Below are 14,998 nucleotides of genomic sequence, written 5' to 3' on the forward strand. Positions count from 1 at the left end.
TATTTCTGCCCGCCGCGTGCGGGCCTTTTCATTTCTGGAGTTTGCCCAAATGAACAAGCCTAAGTCGGACGAGCAGCCTGCCGCTCCCCAATCATTGCCAGCACCGAAAGTAGAGTCGTCACCGAAAGCTGTTGGCCTGCCTCGTCGTTTTCGCGACACCATGTTCACCTCGCGAACGCTGATCACACCGCACGGCCAAAGCCTTGTGGTTATCAGGGGGCTGGTGACCGCTGACACCTCTGATCATTACGAGTTTCTTCAAAACCATCCTGACCTCGAACCCGCGCCGGAGTAACCCAGATGATCGGAATGGATCGCCGCACTGGGCAGCCCATCTCCGGCATCGAGCATCTGCGTCAGTGCATTGAAGATATCCTGACCACCCCGTTGGGCAGCCGACGGCAACGGCCCGACTACGGTAGCCAGTTACGCCGCTTCGTCGACCTGCCAGTTACCGAAGGTTGGAAAAGCGCCGTCCAGGCCGAAGTGGCACGGGCGCTGGGACGATGGGAGCCCCGGCTCAGTATCAGCCAGGTGCGTGTGGTGGCTATTTTAGATGGCCGAATCGAGTTTGAACTCAAGGGCCTGTTCAAGGGCGAAAACGCGCTACTGAGGGTCGCCGCATGAGCACTGTGGATTTATCAGCGCTGCCGGCGCCGCCTGTGCTGGAGGATCTCGACTTTGAACAAACCTACGCCGAGGAACTGGCCGCATTTCGTTTGTACATGGGCGAAAACTGGACCGCCGAGCTGGAAAGCGATCCAGTGGTCAAGCTGTTGGAGTTGGGCGTTTACCGGCGCATCCAGAACAGGGCCCGAGTAAATGACGGGGCCAAGGCACTGATGCTGGCTTATGCCATTGATGGTGACCTTGATGAGTTGGCCAACAACGTCCGGCTGAAGCGTCTGGTGATTCAGGAAGAAAATCTCAACACCGTTCCGCCGACGCCTCGGGTGATGGAGTCCAACGACGCTCTGCGCGAGCGAGTGCAGCTGGTGTACGAAGGGCTAACCACGGCCGGCCCGCGAAACAGCTACATCTTGCATGCTCGCAACGCGTCGGCCCTGGTGGCGGATGCAACGGCTGAAAGCCCATTCCCTGCGGAAGTGGTAGTCACCGTGCTGCACCTGCAGGGCAATGGTGTCGCCGAGCAGCCGCTGCTGGATGCGGTGATGAAATACCTCAGTGATGACGACATCCGGCCAGTCGGGGATCGCCTCACCGTGCAAAGCGCCGAGGTCATTGAATACCGCATTGACGCGGTGCTGCACATGGCCGGTACCGGTTCGGAAAACGAGGCGATCCTGGCTGCGGCTGAGCAGCGCTTGGCGAGCTGGGTCAATCCTCGGCGTCGGTTGGGTGTCGAGGTACCGCGTTCGGCCATCGACGCGCAGCTGCATATCAGCGGCGTCGGTCGGGTGGACCTGCCAAATTGGCAAGACATCAAGCCGACCAAGTACCAGGCGGCTTATTGCGTCGGCTTTACCGTGAAGCTGGGAGGGCCGTCGTGAAAAGCCTACTGCCTATAAACAGCACTCAACTGGAACGGGCCATTGAAGCGGCGACCGACGAAGTCACTGATGTGCCGTTACGCACTTTGTACAACCCTGACACCTGCCCTGCGCACTTGCTGCACCAATTGGCTTGGGCCTGGTCGGTCGACCGCTGGGACAACAACTGGTCGGAAGCAGTAAAGCGCTCGGCCATACGCTCAGCGTTCTACGTACACGCACACAAGGGCACCATCGGCGCGTTGCGCCGGGTGGTTGAGCCGCTCGGTTACTTGATTGAAGTGCAGGAGTGGTGGGAGACAAACCCCAAAGGTGTTCCGGGCACTTTCGCTTTAAAGGTTGGCGTACTGGAAACGGGTATCACCGAGGAGATGTACCAAGAGCTGACCTGGCTCATCGATGACGCCAAGCCGGTCAGTCGACACATGACGGGCCTTGCGATCAGCCTTGAGTCCAGTGGAGCCATAAACATCTTCGCCAGTGCTTACGACGGCGACGAAATCGATGTGTACCCGCCCGTGCTGCAGGACATAGAAGTCACAGGCGTTATCGGTGGTGGTGGGCGTGAGCATTCCATTGATGCGCTGGACATCTATCCGCCTTCACAGGGCGTTATCTCGGTTGACTGCGTGAACGGTGTATCGGGCCACGAACATTCCATAGACTTTTTGGACGTATATCCATGATTGATGCCAATTCAAAGTTCTACGCCATCCTGACAGCGGTCGGCGAGGCGAAGCAGGTCAAGGCCGATGCCGGTTTGCTGACCTGGAAAATCACCCACATGGCGGTGGGGGATGCCAATGGCACTGATCCGCTGCCAGACCGCTTACAGAAGGTGCTAATTAACGAGCGACGCCGAGCCCCCCTGAACTCGTTGGCACCGGATCCGGCCAACTCGGCCATCTTGGTTGCCGAGCAGGTTATTCCGGCTGATGAAGGCGGCTTCTGGGTGCGTGAGCTGGGGTTGTTTGATTCGGATGGTGACCTGGTGGCAGTTGCCAACTGTGCGCCGAGCTTCAAACCCAAGCTATCTCAGGGATCTGGGCGTACGCAAACACTGCGCATGAACTTTGTAGTTAGCAGTTCAAATAACATCGTGCTGAACATTGACCCGGCCGTGGTCCTAGCGACACGTAAGTATGTTGACGATTCGTTAGCTAGCGCTGTGCAGCGGCTGGATAACAAGCAGTCGGTATTGGTGGCGACCACCATGTCGATGGTCTTGGCAGGTGTCCAAGAAATCGATGGATTGGCTGTGCCTGCCGGTTCTCGCGTGCTGGTTAAGGATCAAGTCCAGGCAAAGGACAACGGTTTGTATCTGGTCGGCGCTGAAAGTTGGGTACGCACGGTTGATGCCGACAGTAGCGACAAAGTGACGCCAGGTTTGCTTGTTACGGTCGAGCGTGGTACTGCCAACGCCGACACAGTCTGGCAACTGATCACTGATGGCCCGATAGTCTTGGGAACAACACCTCTGACTTTCCAATGGGCCGCTGGGCAAAACGTTCCAACACCTGCCGTTGATGACAGATCTAAACGTAGTGCCAACACCGAATCGGTGCGGACTCAGATAGAAAGCCCTAAACAGGCGTTTCCTGTTCACGTCTACCGAAAAAATCGACTGATCAATGGCGCCTTTCAGGTCTGGCAGCGGGGTAAGTCTGGCGTTATTGGCAAAGCCAACGGTGACCCTGAAAGTGCTTTCGGCCCGGACCGCTGGATGATTTACAGCCCAAAGAACGCCATGTGTAATTGGAGCCAGCTGCCACTTGAGCAAGATGCAAATATCAACGAAGCAAAGTTTGGCCTGCGGCTTTCGCGCCAAGGTGAGGGGCAGGGTTGGAACCTTAGTCAGCGCATCGAGAATGTCGAAACACTGGCCGGCGGAAAGGTCACCGTATCGTTCTATATGAAAACCAGCGTGCCACACACGTGCGCTGTGATTCTTCGTCAAAACTTTGGGGTTAACTCAACCGAGCCGAACGTCGATGTGGGTACCTCGGTGGAGCTGACAACGGTCTATAAAAAATACGTTGTCACCCTCGACTTGGGCGCCGTGGTGAACAAGAACAAGGGTGTCGCCAATGACTTTCTAGAAGTTATCTTTGCCAGTTGGGGAACGGGCGCCCACTACACGGACATTACCAATGTCCAGATTGAAACTGGCAGCGTGGCGACCCCTTACGACTACCGGACCTATCAGGAGGAGCACCGCGCATGCCTGCGATACTTTGAGAAATCATTCCTCCAGGATCACCCCATCAAATCGAACAATGGACCGTCGACCTGCATAGCGACCTTTACACAAGCCGCCGCTGCACAGTCTTCACAGTCGGCTTTGCGTATGGATTTTCGAGAAATCAAACGCGTCGTTCCAACGTTGAAGTTGTATTCACCAGGTGAGCAAACATCGGAAGTATGGGCGCAATCGCTTGGTAAGCCGTGCACGCTGACCAATATTCAAAGTTTGTGGGCAACTGGCTTTGCATTGTCATGTGTGCCGCCGAGCGGCTCCGTGCCTGGCTACACGCTTCAAATCGAGTGGACGGCAGACGCTGAACTTTAAGGTGATCTCATGGATAACATTCAGTACAAACACAGTCCGGCCGGTGTGCAGCGATTGCCCGATAGCGTGTTTATTCCCAACGACATGGGTAATAAGGACTGGGTCGCTTATATGGGTTGGGTGACAGAGGGGGGGCAGACGCTACCGCTTTCAACCGCTGATGATGATGCCAATGCCGAACGCCGTTGGCGCGATGGTGAGCTGGAGTCGGTCAAATGGATGCGCGAGCGACACCGCGATGAGTTGGAGTTAGGTAGTGCCACGTCACTGACAACGGACCAGTACGGAGAGCTTCTTGCCTATATGCAGTTCCTGCGCGACTGGCCCCAGTCAACGAAGTTTCCGACTCAAAAATACCGGCCTAAAAAGCCTGGCTGGATCGACCAGCAAACTCTTTAGCGCTCCGCATAGCCGGGGCGTTTTTGTATCCACCGCTTACCCCCTCAAAGCCTCGCTCATGCGGGGCTTTGTCATTTCTGGAGAACTCGCATTATGGCCTCTTCCGGTCGTTTTCACGGCGTTACCGTCACCCTGGTAGATACCGGGGCACGGACCATTGCGCTGCCGTCGTCGTCCATTATTGGGCTGTGCGACACCTATACTGTGGTACCGGCGGCATCCGCCAAACCCAACGAACTGACGCTGATCACCAGTGAGCGTGAAGCGGTTGCCGCTTGGGGCGAAGACTCCGCGATCACGCGTGCATGCAAGGCGATTTTCGTTCGTGCGAAAGCCGTGGTCATTGGCTGCGGCGTTGCCAAAGTTGAAGACCCTGCTCAGCAAACCTCCTCAATTATTGGCGGCGTCCTGGCGACGGGCCAGCGTACTGGCATGCAAGCATTGCTGGACGGCAAGAGCCGTTTCAACGCCCAGCCGCGGCTGCTGATTGCTCCAGGTCATACTGCGACCCAGGCGGTTGCTACTGCGCTGGATGCACTGGCCGGCAAGCTTCGGGCCCTGGCGATTCTCGACGGGCCGAACACCACGGACGAAGCCGCAATGGCCTACGCCCAGGAGTTCGGCAGCAAGCGCTGCTTCCTGGTCGATCCGGGCGTGCAGCTGTGGGACACGCTGCAGAGCAAAACCATCAACGCGCCGGCCTCGGCCTTCGCCGCTGGTTTGTTTGCCTGGACGGATGCCGAGTATGGCTTCTGGTCTTCGCCATCGAACAAGGAGTTCGTCGGCATCACCGGCACCTCGCGGCCGGTCGAGTTTCTGGATGGCGACGAAACCTGCCGGGCCAACCTGCTCAACAACGCCAACATCACCACCATCATCCGCGACGGCGGGTATCGCTTGTGGGGTAACCGTACGCTGTCAGCGGATCCCAAGTGGGCGTTTGTTACCCGTGTGCGCACGGTCGACATCGTCATGGACGCAATCCTGGCCGGGCACAAGTGGGCGGTCGACCGTGGCATCACCAAGACCTACATCAAGGACGTCACTGACGGCCTGCAGGCATTCATGCAAGACCTGAAGAACCAGGGCGCGGTGATCAACTTCGAGGTGTTCGCCGACACCGAGCTGAACACCGTCAGCCAGCTGGAGCAAGGCAAGGTTTACTGGAATATCCGTTTCACCGACGTTCCGCCTGCCGAGAACCCAATTTTCCGGGTCGAGGTCACCAATCAGTGGCTCACCGAAGTCCTGGAAACCGCCGCCTAAGGAGGCTGCACAATGATTCCTCAAGTGCTTTTCAACACCAACCTGTTCGTCGACGGCATCAACTTCAAGGGCGATGTGCCCAGCCTGAGTTTGCCGAAGCTGGTGGTTAAAACGGACGAATATCGTGGTGGCGGCATGGCCGGCCCTATCGAGATGGACATGGGCCTGGAAAAGATGGAGGCCAGTTTCACCACCAACGGCGTACGTCGCGAGGCCATGAAGTTTTTTGGGCTGTCCGATCAAACCGCCTTCAACGGGGTTTATCGCGGTTCGTTCAAAGGGCAAAAAGGGCAGACCACAGCAGTGGTGGCGACCTTGCGCGGCATGCTCAAAGAGCTGGACCCAGGCGATTGGAAGGCAGGCGACAAAGCCGAGTTCAAGTACTCGATTGCCGTCAGCTACTACAAGCTGGAGATCGCCGGCCGCCTCATTTACGAAATCGACATGGTCGCCTCGATCCGCGTGATCGACGGTGTGGACCAACTGGCATCCATGCGCAGCGACCTGGGCCTCTAAGGAATTTATCGAATGGCTACCCCTGAACTGAAAAGACTCCCTACCTGGCTGAAGCTCACCGCCGAAAACGCCACCATCACTCTGTCTCGGCCCTCAGAGGTCAACGGCGTGACCGTCGATACCCTGACCATTCGCTCTCCCACAGTGCGCGAAGTGCGCGCTGCTGATCGCGCCTCGGGCGACGACGAAGAGCAGCGAGAGTTGATGCTGTTCGCCGGCCTTTGCGAAGCCGGTCAACAGGACCTGGAGGGCCTGAAACTGGTGGACTACCACCGCTTGCAGGCCGGTTATTTTCGCCTGGTGCAGGACGACGGGGTTTAACCCCGCACTGTTGAAACTGGCGGCCAAACGCTTGGCGGCGGAAACCGGATTTTCCGCCGCCGAGATTCAGGCCATGCCGTTTGCCGAGATGGTCTGGTGGCTCTCGGATTGAGCCACCTACCGTAATCACTCGCTACAGGGAGCCACGACATGGCAAACAAACTCGCGCTCGGCCTGGTGATTGGCGGCGCCGTCAGCTCCACAGTGGGCACGGCCTTCAAGGATGTGCAGGGGCGGATCAAGCAGCTGGAAGCTCAAGGCACCAAGGCTCGGGTGCTGCAGCGCACGATTGGCGACACCATCCGACTGCGGGAGGAATGGAAGAAGGCCAATGACAGCGGCGCCGCTGGTGCCAGTACGTTGCTGCGCAAATTGGAGTCCAACCTCAGCACCCTGAAAAAACAAGGTGTTGAGGTGCGTAACCTCGCCAAGGCTTATCAGAGTATGGAGCAGGTCGCTCGCAAGGCCGACCTGAAAGCCACTGGGTACTCTCAGATCAAAGATGGCAAAGAGGGGCTTACCGGCACGTTGGGCAAGGCGGCGGCTGCTACCGCGTTGATCGCCATTCCCACCAAGGTATCGGCCAACTACCAGACGCAAATTCGGCAGATGGCGCTGTGGGCACACACTGCCGGCACAGACGCCGAACAGAAAATGGCCGACAAGATCAGTGAAGTGGCCGCGAAGAAGGGGATGGGGCAGCAGGCTCTCGCTCGAGCGGTCGGAGGCTTGATCGAGAAGGGCATCGACTGGGAGGCGTCGGTGGACTATGCGCCGCTGATTGCTGATCTGGTCGACGGCCAAGGCATGGAGGCCGGAACCATCGCCACCTTGTTCAGTGCCTTCAAGGAGGCTGGGGTCAAGAAGGAAGATATGGGCGCCATGCTGGGGCAGGTGGCCGCTGCGGGTGACATTGGTGCGTTCGGCCCCAAGGACATGGCCAAGTACATGCCGGCACTGCTCGGCACGATTAAACGCCTGGGTATGGAAGGCCCGGAAGCCGTGCGTTTCCTCGGTGCGAGCCTGCAGTCGCAGTTCTCGCAAACCCAGGACGCGGCGGCGGCCGCGACCAACATGAACAACTTGCTCAACGCGGTGATCAGCAGCACCAGCCAGGAGCGGTTCGCAAAACAAGGCTATGACCTGACGAGTTCGATTCTGGCCGCTACCAAAAGCGGTAAGGCTTCCAACCCGGTTGAAGCTTTCATCATGCTCAGTGAGCAGTTGATCCAAAAACAGGATCCGGCCACGGCCAAGAAGGTCGCGGCGCTCAAGGCCAAGATCAAGGCGTCCAAGGATGGCAGCGCCGAGGAAGAACAGGCCATGGTCGCGCTGATCCAGGCGGCGGGTTTGGCGAATATCGTCAGTGATCAGAGCGCCAGTGATGGCTTGCTCGCCCAGATCAAGTACGGCAACACGATCAAAGACAACATGACCACCATCAAGAAAACCGATGGTAAGGCCAAGATCGAGTCCGACGCGGCGAAAGCTCGTGAGACATCCAACGCCAAGTGGAGCGCGGCGACATCGAGCATGGAAGCGACTATGACCAGCCTCGGTGATGCGTTACGACCGCTCACCGACCTGGCGGCCGATGGCTTGACCAAGGTTGGGAATAGCATGGCGGGCCTTGCCAATGAGTTTCCTAAAATCGTCAGCGGTACGACGGTAGCTATTGGTGCGATTGGCGCGGCAGTCGCGGCGTTTCAGACATTCAAGATCGGCAAGGGCCTGATTAATTTGGCGCGTGGCGGTTTGGGCGGAAAAGCAATTGGTGTGCAAAAGGTGTTTGTCACCAATTCGAATGCAGGCGGCGGCAGTGCGGGCAGGGGCAAAGGCGGTACAGCGTTGTCGGTGGTTGAGAAAGGGCTGAAAGCTGCCGCCGCCTTACGAGGTAAAGGTGGTCCTGGGGCTGATCCGAAGGCGGGTGGTTTGGATCCTGTTGCCAAGGGCATCGATGTCGTCTCGATGATTGAAGATGCGGTGGGTGGCGGAGGGGATGCCGCAGAGCCGGTGGGCGGTATCCAGCGTGTGTTTGTCGTGAATATGGCGTCCATGGGCGGCATGGGTAATTCACGTTCGGCACGGCGTCGAAACAGAAAGCCGACTGTTCCTAGGGCTTCGCGGCGCCGTCCAACGGCACCGCCACGATCACCGCGTCCGGTTGGTCCGCCACGTGCACCTGCGCTTGCACAGCGTCCGTCGGTTCTGCCAAGTCGGCCGGCTGTTCGGCCAACGACACCTCCCGTGCCTGCACCGGCTATACGTCCATCGGTTTCAGCTCCTCGTCCTCCTGTTTTGCCGGGTCCTGGAACGAAGATGCTGACCTCGGTCGCCGGAGGTGTCGGTAAGGTTGGCAAAGCGGCCAAAGTGGTTCCGGGTGCCTCCTTGGTCGAGGCCGGCAGCATGGTGCTCAACACCTACCTGACTGCTGAAACGCAGGACGAAAAAGCGGAGGGCTATGGCGAGGCCGCCGGAACTCTTGCCGGCACCATGGCGGGTGCAGCTGCGGGCGCAGCCATTGGTTCAGTGGTTCCTATCATTGGCACAGCCATCGGCGGTATGGTGGGGGCATACCTTGGGAGCATCGGAGGTCAGCAACTGGGGGGCTGGGCTGGATTGTCGATGTTCGGCAGTGACAAACCCAAAGCGACCGCCGCACCGATTACACCGATGTTGATGGCGCCGCGACCTGGGCCAGCGGCACCCAGCCTGGCGACGATGGCGAATAGCTTCGCCGCTCAGCAACCTATCGTTGTGGCGACTCAGCCAGCACCTGCAGTGCAGGATATCGGAACGGCTGTCGCTCCCTTGTCACCGGTCATAAAACCGCTGATTCAGGCGGTACCGGTGCCGGTAAATAGCATCGCCGCGCCTCCGGTGCGGCAGCAGGCGCTGGTTACAACAGCAACGCCGAAACCAACAGCACCGATGATGATGCCAATGGGGCCGGCGTTGGGCGACGTCACTCGCTCACTGGCGGCGCCTGTTGCTCCAAAACCCGCCAATCTGGTTATTCACGCGCCTGCGGCACCTAAGCCGGAGCCTGCACGGGTGGACCAAAAGTTCAGCTATTCGCTGAACATGCCGGTCACGGTCGAGGGTGATGCCAAGGATCCACAGCAATTTGTTCAGCAGCTTCTACCCCTGATGCAGCGCGCACTGAATGACGCCGCACAGCAGGAAGCCCGACGTAATCTCTACGACGACGCCCATACATAAGGAGGGATCATGGAATATCTGGAGCAGATGCAGTCCGGCTTCAAATACCTGGTCAGCGCGGGCGAGGCGGGCCGGCGGAGCATTGATGGGATTATGGGGCCGGTAAACGGCGCGATCAGCGAGATCACTGGCGCAGCTGCTGAGCTTGAAAATGTGCCGTTCCTACCGCCAGGTGCAGGTGAAAAACTTCAACGTGTCATGCGGGGGATTGGTGCAGCACAGGCCAAGGTCGGCGCAGTGGTTGAGACATACAGCCGAGCTTCACGGGCAGCCTCTCAAATAGACGAGCGTCTGGGTGTGCTCAAAGAACAAGCCGCCAAAGCCGGCGCGGCTATCAATAAGGTGGCAGGGAAGGTCAGCCCATCGTTGGCAAACGTTCTACCGACCGAAGCCCTGGGGCTGTCTCAGACTCCTCTCGCTGAAGCCGTGAAGCCGTTTCCTCACCTGTTGATCATCCAGCCGCTCAAGCCAAACACTCAGCCCTACTACTTCAACCTGGATACGGCGGCCTTCGACGAGTTACGCCGGCAGACAGAGTTTCGCTGGGCTGCGCAAGAACGCCTCAGCCGTCGACCGGCGCAACAGGCCATCGGTATGGGCGAGGAAAAAATGGCCCTAAAAGGCTCGATCTTTCCGGGCTTCAAAGGAGGGCTCAAGCAACTGGACACCCTGCGCAGCATCGGGGCCCAATTGCTACCACTGACCCTCACCACCGGCTACGGGGAAGTGCTGGGCACCTGGTGCCTGAAGAACCTTGACGAAGAACAGAGCGCGCTGCTGCAGGGCGGGATCCCGCGTAAGCAAGTATTTACCCTGGAGTTTGTACGATATGGCGATGACCTGCAGAACGTCTGACGGCGACGTGCTGGATACCCTGTGTAACCAGCTTTACGGGCACCTCAACGGCACCGTGGAGGCGGTGCTGGCTCACAACCAAGGACTGGCCGACCAGCCGCAACCGCTCAAGGCCGGGTTGCTGATCGTCTTCCCAGACCTTCCACCGGTCACGGACGAAACCGTGCAGCTTTGGGACTGATGGCTGATTGCCCCATAGGTCTGTCACCGATAGACTCGCCATTTTTTGGATCGAGCGCGGGACGCCTCATGGAAAGATCAACAGCGTTAAGGAAGGTAAAACGGGGCATCTGGGCTGAGTTGGGCTATCGGATGAATTGGATTTTCTTCGGCATTGTGGGGGCGATCCTCCTGGCCTTCATTCCCATCGTCGGTTGGTTTTTGGCCGTAGGCGTGATCCTCGCCACGCTGTGGAAAACCTTCGGTTTCCGTGAAACCCAGGTAGTCGGCAGTTGCCCGGCGTGTACCAAGTCGATGGTCATCGAGCCGAAGACCGACGTCTTCGCCTGCCCTGTGTGTCAAAGCTGTATTGCTGTTCGAGAGGACAGCCTGGTGGTGCTCGACATCAACTGAGCACCCATTCATGACGAAGCCCCGCATTGCGGGGCTTTGTCGTTTCTGGGGTATCGAAATGAAACCAACTTTTAGAATTGTCGCGGACGGGACCGATATCACGACCCTGATCAACGACCGCCTGCTGTCCCTGCGCACCGTCGACAAACCCGGCATGGAGTCGGATGACTTCGAGCTGCGTATCGATGACCGCGATGGTGCTGTGTCACTGCCCAAGCGCGGTGCCGGCATTGAGATCTACCTGGGCTACGCCGGCAACAGCCTGACGCGCCTGGGCCGCTACATCGTGGATGAGGTCGAAGCATCCGGCCCGCCGGACACCATTGTGATTCGCGGTAAAGCCAGCGACATGCGCGGATCCGGCAAAACCACTCGCACCGGTAGCTGGGAAAACGTCACCCTTGCGCAGATCGTCACCGACGTGGCCGCTCGCAACGGTTGGCAACCCGTATGTTCCATCACCACTGTGGTGCCTCGGGTCGACCAGATCGGCGAATCCGACTTCAACTTCATCACTCGCCTGTCCAAACAATACGACTGCACCGCCAAGGTCGCCGACGGCAAGCTGTTGGTGATGCAGCGTCAAGCGGGACAGAGCGCGAGCGGCAAAACCCTCGGCGTGGTCACCATCCAGAAAAGCGATGTCAGCCGCTGGCAGTTTCGTTTCGCTGATCGCACCACGCAAAAGGCGGTCAAGACACGCTACCAAGAAAAAAAGAGCGGCGAGCTGGTAACCCTGGAGTTGGGCAACGATGACGCCCCGGAAGGCATGCCGCCGGTACATACCGACCGACATATCCATCCCAACAAGTCTGCAGCGGAACAGGCTGCCAAGGCACGGCTGAATGCGTTCAACCGTTCCTCTGCAGCAGTTCGGCTGGAGATGGTGGGGCGCACCGACTTGTTTGCCGAGCGCCATATCAACGCGCAGGGCTTCAAGGACGGATTGGATGGGGACTTTTTGGTGGACTCGGTGGAACAGGTGTTCACCCAGGCCGGCTGGTCCACGACTGTCGAGTGCAACGCCGGCAAAAAAGGCAAAGCCAAGGCCAAAGGTAAGAAACAGAAAAAGCCGCTCACGGTGCTGACGGTGCCGTGACCGCCTAACGCAATCGACAGATCCGCAACGATCAACTCAGGAGGCGCCATGCCAATCACCGAGCAACAACTTCAACGCATCATGCCTAACGCCCGCCGCCAAGCGGGCGTTTTTGTATCTGCTTTAAATGCAGCGATGATCAACAGGAAGATCAATACACCCAAGCGCCAAGCCGCATTCCTCGCCCAGGTCGGCCACGAGTCGGGCCAGTTGCAGTACGTACGCGAACTGGGCAGCGATCAGTACCTCAGCAAATACGACACCGGCGCCCTGGCGGCCAAGCTCGGTAACACTCCCGAAGCCGACGGTGATGGTCAGCGCTACCGTGGTCGTGGCCTGATTCAGGTCACCGGTCACGATAACTACCTGCGCTGCAGCCTGGCGCTGTTTGGCGATGAACGATTGTTGCGTACGCCGGAGCTGCTCGAGCAGCCGCAATGGGCAGCAGAGTCGGCGGCGTGGTTCTGGTCGGTGAATGGGCTGAATGCGCTCGCGGATCAGGACCAGTTCAACACCATCACCCGTCGGATCAATGGCGGCCTCAACGGCCTGGAGGATCGGCTGCAGCTCTGGGGTAGGGCGAGGGCAGTGTTATGCGTCTCTTCGACCTGATCCCTATGCAGCTTCGAATCGCTGTCGTCGGCGGCTTGTTGCTGATGGTCGCCGCCGGATCCGCGGCGTTGGCCTGGACTGCGCAGGACTGGCGTTATGGCCGTGTGTTGGAGCGCCAGGCCCGGCTGCAGGCGGACACCCTCAACGAGATATCCAAAGCGTCTGCTGACCTGCAGCGCATCGAGCAGGAAAAACGCCTGGCCCTGGAGCTACGCCTGCAGAACAAAGAGGAAACCCACCACAAGGAACTGACTGATGAGCAAACCAAGCAGGCTCGCCTGCGTGATCGCCTGGCCACTGCTGATCTGCGGCTGTCAGTCGTACTCGCCGCCACCGAAACCACCGGCAGCTGTGCAATGCCAACCACCACCATCACCGGCCGCGTGGTTCATGGCACCACAAGAGCCCAACTTGACCCAGCGCATGCTCAACGAATTATCGGAATCACCGATACCGGCGATCAAGGATTGATCGCCCTGCGGGCCTGTCAGGCTTACGCAAAAGAGGTTTCTACACCGAAGTAAAAGGAGCGGCCGGGCAGGATGCGTCAACATCCTACCCGACCACCTTCCCCGCAGATCGTCCCTGCAAGTCCAGCCAAGGCTCCTGCTTCGTGCACAAAGCGGAGCGAGCCTAGCACTGTTTATCCATACAGCAAAGGTCTTGCTTTTTATGTCTACACCCATCATCCCTTGGATGGGCGGCAAACGCCGCCTGGCCGACCGCCTTATCCCGCTCTTCCCACCACACGAATGCTACGTTGAAGTGTTTGCCGGCGGCGCTGCGCTCTACTTCATGCGTCCCCAGGCTGCGCCCGTTGAAGTTCTCAACGACATCAACGGCGACCTGGTGACGCTGTATCGCGTTGTGCAGAACCACCTGGAAGAATTCGTCCGCCAGTTCAAATGGGCGCTCAGTTCCCGCCAGGTGTTTGAGTGGCAGAAGATGACCCGCCCTGAAACCCTCACCGACATCCAGCGCGCCGCTCGATTTTTCTATCTGCAGCACCATGCCTTTGCCGGCAAGGTGACGGGGCAGACGTTTGGCACCGCGACCACCGGCCCTGCGATCAACCTGCTGCGGATTGAGGAAAATCTATCTGCAGCGTGGCAGCGTCTGTCAGGCACCTATGTGGAGAACCTGGGCTGGCTTGAGTGTGCCGAACGCTACGACCGTGCCCATACCTTCCACTACATGGACCCGCCGTACTGGCAGACGGCCGGTTATGGCGTGGATTTTCCCTTTGAGAATTACGAACGCATGGCTGACTTCATGCGGCGCTGCAAAGGGAAGGTCATGGTTAGCATCAACGATCACCCGGACATTCGGCGCGTGTTTGAAGGCTTTCATTTTGAGACTGTAGACATTCGGTACAGCACAGCGAACCAGCGGCAGGGCGTGTCGGCTGTCAGCGGAGAATTGATCATCATGAATTGGCAACCAAACCCTTTGGGGTCACTTTTTTAAGTTTTCGCCATGGGGTCATCCATAACCCTAAGCAATCTTAGATTTTTTAGGACTTCAAAATCTCCCAGGCTTTACGTAGAGCTTCAAAAACGTTAGTAAGCGCAATCACTAAAGCGATCCATTTCATGATGTTTTCTCTGTAATGAAGTTGGACCCTTCTGGGTCCGATATATCGTTTGCGAAAATCAGTGAGGCTACGTGCTAGCTCTGCGGTAAATTCAGCTGCTTTTGGTTTTGTGGGAGGCTGGGGCCTTAAGTCCTTTTAAGGCTAGTATGTGGCTGGCTTTTAAGTCAATACCCGATTTTGATTTTTTTCTGATGTTCGCAAGTTGCGGAAGTTACGCAACTTGCGCAAATTTCCTAAGCTTGACCCTCTGCGGGGCCCGTTTTCATTGGGTTTTCGGTTGGAGGCGATTCGCACGCCGTTGGCGTCAGCGATTCTGCGGCTATCGATAGCGCTGTACGCATTTACGTATTTACGTATTTACGTATTTACGTATTTACGTATTTACGTATTTGCGCAAAGCGGTAGCTTCGACGGAAAGACGGAAAGACGGAAAGACGGAAAGACGGAAAGACGGAAAGACG

At 58.1% G+C, this 14,998-nt stretch carries 17 protein-coding genes; all 17 read left to right on the forward strand.

The annotated features are described in order from the left end of the window. Positions 1 to 49: 49 nt before the first annotated feature. The 17 genes from E4O97_RS24740 to E4O97_RS24820 all read left to right on the forward strand — a co-directional run bounded on the left by E4O97_RS24740 (position 50) and on the right by E4O97_RS24820 (position 14,410). Complete coding sequence (locus tag E4O97_RS24740) at positions 50 to 295, forward strand: hypothetical protein (protein WP_248162517.1); 246 nt, start codon at positions 50 to 52, stop codon at positions 293 to 295. A gap of 5 nt (positions 296 to 300) precedes the next feature. Further along, positions 301 to 627, forward strand: a complete 327-nt coding sequence (locus tag E4O97_RS24745; protein WP_248162518.1) for a GPW/gp25 family protein — start codon at positions 301 to 303, stop codon at positions 625 to 627. Continuing rightward, positions 624 to 1,511: a baseplate J/gp47 family protein gene (locus E4O97_RS24750; RefSeq protein ID WP_248162519.1), complete on the forward strand. Its 888-nt coding sequence runs from the start codon at positions 624 to 626 to the stop codon at positions 1,509 to 1,511. Before E4O97_RS24745 ends, E4O97_RS24750 begins: the two co-directional genes overlap by 4 nt. Continuing rightward, entirely contained in the window at positions 1,508 to 2,197 is a 690-nt protein-coding gene (locus E4O97_RS24755) for a phage tail protein I (protein WP_248162521.1), read from the forward strand. The genes E4O97_RS24750 and E4O97_RS24755 overlap by 4 nt, the downstream gene beginning before the upstream one ends. After that, positions 2,194 to 4,080: a phage tail protein gene (locus E4O97_RS24760; RefSeq protein WP_078821607.1), complete on the forward strand. Its 1,887-nt coding sequence runs from the start codon at positions 2,194 to 2,196 to the stop codon at positions 4,078 to 4,080. Before E4O97_RS24755 ends, E4O97_RS24760 begins: the two co-directional genes overlap by 4 nt. Before the next feature lie 9 nt (positions 4,081 to 4,089). After that, entirely contained in the window at positions 4,090 to 4,479 is a 390-nt protein-coding gene (locus tag E4O97_RS24765; RefSeq protein WP_248162522.1) for a phage tail assembly chaperone, read from the forward strand. A 93-nt stretch (positions 4,480 to 4,572) separates the two neighbouring features. Next, positions 4,573 to 5,745 (forward strand): phage tail sheath family protein, encoded by a 1,173-nt coding sequence (locus E4O97_RS24770; protein WP_248162524.1) that lies wholly within the window; start codon positions 4,573 to 4,575, stop codon positions 5,743 to 5,745. 12 nt (positions 5,746 to 5,757) lie between these two features. Next, positions 5,758 to 6,261 carry a phage major tail tube protein gene (locus E4O97_RS24775; protein WP_043046688.1) on the forward strand — a complete coding sequence of 168 codons (504 nt, stop codon included), beginning with the start codon at positions 5,758 to 5,760 and terminating at the stop codon, positions 6,259 to 6,261. A gap of 12 nt (positions 6,262 to 6,273) precedes the next feature. Beyond that, positions 6,274 to 6,582, forward strand: a complete 309-nt coding sequence (locus E4O97_RS24780; protein ID WP_248162525.1) for a phage tail assembly protein — start codon at positions 6,274 to 6,276, stop codon at positions 6,580 to 6,582. 150 nt (positions 6,583 to 6,732) lie between these two features. Continuing rightward, positions 6,733 to 9,804 (forward strand): phage tail tape measure protein, encoded by a 3,072-nt coding sequence (locus tag E4O97_RS24785; RefSeq protein ID WP_248162528.1) that lies wholly within the window; start codon positions 6,733 to 6,735, stop codon positions 9,802 to 9,804. 9 nt (positions 9,805 to 9,813) lie between these two features. Continuing rightward, complete coding sequence (locus tag E4O97_RS24790) at positions 9,814 to 10,659, forward strand: phage tail protein (RefSeq protein ID WP_248162530.1); 846 nt, start codon at positions 9,814 to 9,816, stop codon at positions 10,657 to 10,659. Continuing rightward, positions 10,634 to 10,840, forward strand: a complete 207-nt coding sequence (locus E4O97_RS24795) for a tail protein X (protein WP_043046728.1) — start codon at positions 10,634 to 10,636, stop codon at positions 10,838 to 10,840. The genes E4O97_RS24790 and E4O97_RS24795 overlap by 26 nt, the downstream gene beginning before the upstream one ends. Positions 10,841 to 10,971: 131 nt before the next feature. Further along, positions 10,972 to 11,232, forward strand: coding sequence for a hypothetical protein (locus E4O97_RS24800; protein WP_043046692.1), 261 nt, complete (start codon positions 10,972 to 10,974; stop codon positions 11,230 to 11,232). Between the two features lie 58 nt (positions 11,233 to 11,290). Continuing rightward, positions 11,291 to 12,331 (forward strand): contractile injection system protein, VgrG/Pvc8 family, encoded by a 1,041-nt coding sequence (locus E4O97_RS24805; RefSeq protein ID WP_169918369.1) that lies wholly within the window; start codon positions 11,291 to 11,293, stop codon positions 12,329 to 12,331. Positions 12,332 to 12,379: 48 nt separating this feature from the next. Further along, positions 12,380 to 12,943, forward strand: coding sequence for a glycoside hydrolase family 19 protein (locus tag E4O97_RS24810; RefSeq protein WP_093114256.1), 564 nt, complete (start codon positions 12,380 to 12,382; stop codon positions 12,941 to 12,943). Then, positions 12,925 to 13,467, forward strand: a complete 543-nt coding sequence (locus tag E4O97_RS24815) for a lysis system i-spanin subunit Rz (RefSeq protein ID WP_248162532.1) — start codon at positions 12,925 to 12,927, stop codon at positions 13,465 to 13,467. The genes E4O97_RS24810 and E4O97_RS24815 overlap by 19 nt, the downstream gene beginning before the upstream one ends. A 148-nt stretch (positions 13,468 to 13,615) precedes the next feature. Next, on the forward strand, positions 13,616 to 14,410 hold the full coding sequence (locus E4O97_RS24820) for a DNA adenine methylase (RefSeq protein ID WP_169918367.1): 795 nt from the start codon (positions 13,616 to 13,618) through the stop codon (positions 14,408 to 14,410). Positions 14,411 to 14,998: the final 588 nt, after the last annotated feature.

The sequence above is a fragment of the Pseudomonas sp. W15Feb34 genome, assembly GCF_023127765.1.
Lineage (GTDB): Bacteria > Pseudomonadota > Gammaproteobacteria > Pseudomonadales > Pseudomonadaceae > Aquipseudomonas > Aquipseudomonas synxantha_A.

Coding starts and splice junctions, on each gene's coding strand:
- E4O97_RS24740 (WP_248162517.1), top strand. CDS start 50: ATGAACAAGCCTAAGTCGGACGAGCAGCCTGCCGCTCCCCAATCATTG.
- E4O97_RS24745 (WP_248162518.1), top strand. CDS start 301: ATGATCGGAATGGATCGCCGCACTGGGCAGCCCATCTCCGGCATCGAG.
- E4O97_RS24750 (WP_248162519.1), top strand. CDS start 624: ATGAGCACTGTGGATTTATCAGCGCTGCCGGCGCCGCCTGTGCTGGAG.
- E4O97_RS24760 (WP_078821607.1), top strand. CDS start 2,194: ATGATTGATGCCAATTCAAAGTTCTACGCCATCCTGACAGCGGTCGGC.
- E4O97_RS24765 (WP_248162522.1), top strand. CDS start 4,090: ATGGATAACATTCAGTACAAACACAGTCCGGCCGGTGTGCAGCGATTG.
- E4O97_RS24770 (WP_248162524.1), top strand. CDS start 4,573: ATGGCCTCTTCCGGTCGTTTTCACGGCGTTACCGTCACCCTGGTAGAT.
- E4O97_RS24775 (WP_043046688.1), top strand. CDS start 5,758: ATGATTCCTCAAGTGCTTTTCAACACCAACCTGTTCGTCGACGGCATC.
- E4O97_RS24780 (WP_248162525.1), top strand. CDS start 6,274: ATGGCTACCCCTGAACTGAAAAGACTCCCTACCTGGCTGAAGCTCACC.
- E4O97_RS24785 (WP_248162528.1), top strand. CDS start 6,733: ATGGCAAACAAACTCGCGCTCGGCCTGGTGATTGGCGGCGCCGTCAGC.
- E4O97_RS24790 (WP_248162530.1), top strand. CDS start 9,814: ATGGAATATCTGGAGCAGATGCAGTCCGGCTTCAAATACCTGGTCAGC.
- E4O97_RS24795 (WP_043046728.1), top strand. CDS start 10,634: ATGGCGATGACCTGCAGAACGTCTGACGGCGACGTGCTGGATACCCTG.
- E4O97_RS24800 (WP_043046692.1), top strand. CDS start 10,972: ATGAATTGGATTTTCTTCGGCATTGTGGGGGCGATCCTCCTGGCCTTC.
- E4O97_RS24805 (WP_169918369.1), top strand. CDS start 11,291: ATGAAACCAACTTTTAGAATTGTCGCGGACGGGACCGATATCACGACC.
- E4O97_RS24810 (WP_093114256.1), top strand. CDS start 12,380: ATGCCAATCACCGAGCAACAACTTCAACGCATCATGCCTAACGCCCGC.
- E4O97_RS24815 (WP_248162532.1), top strand. CDS start 12,925: ATGCGTCTCTTCGACCTGATCCCTATGCAGCTTCGAATCGCTGTCGTC.
- E4O97_RS24820 (WP_169918367.1), top strand. CDS start 13,616: ATGTCTACACCCATCATCCCTTGGATGGGCGGCAAACGCCGCCTGGCC.